The following is a 585-nucleotide window of genomic DNA, read 5'->3' as shown; positions in this document are numbered from 1 at the left end:
GGCAAACAGTCGATGGCAGGTAGAATGTCGCGAGGTCGCCGTTTTGATGAGTTGAATCCAACTTATTGCATTGAAGGCGGTTATAACCTTGCTCGCGACCTCCTTGATGGCGCACCAGTTGCGACAGGTAACTATCCAGCCATCTTCCACATCAATGCGTTAAGCAGCCTGTTTGGTGCATTCGGCAGTGCGTTTTCTGGTGTGAGTGCGATGAAAGGCATCTCGCCACTGGGTGACAAGCTTGGTCAAAGCGTAGCAAGTGAACTTCTCACCTTTACCGATGCGGCATACATGCCTAATGGTATGGCTATCGCAGGGTTTGATAGTGAAGGTTTTGCCACTCAAGACAATGTGTTGATCGCCAATGGCCAACTGAGAACGCTATTGCACAATAGCCAAACAGCGAGTTATTTAGGCGCAGTGTCGACGGCAAGTGCCGCTCGCGGAGCAAAGTCGAGCCTAGACGTATCGGCAAATCACAAAGTGATTGCGAACGGCAACAGTAGTGCGTCGGAAGTAAAAGCAGGTGAGTACCTAGAGCTAGTCGAACTTCAAGGTGTCCATTCTGGTGCGGATTCTGTCAGT

The 585-nt window shown here is 50.4% G+C and carries 1 protein-coding gene; it reads left to right on the top strand.

Annotated features, from left to right (window positions below; translation table 11 throughout):
• On the top strand, nucleotides 1-585 hold a 585-nt coding region (locus R7Z49_RS26480; protein WP_318112627.1), incomplete at both ends, for a metallopeptidase TldD-related protein.

It is taken from the genome of Vibrio sp. 1562 (assembly GCF_033340155.1).
Taxonomy (GTDB): domain Bacteria; phylum Pseudomonadota; class Gammaproteobacteria; order Enterobacterales; family Vibrionaceae; genus Vibrio; species Vibrio alginolyticus.
Note: the sequence above shows the minus strand (reverse complement) of the source record. Positions and strands in the feature narration are given on the sequence as shown.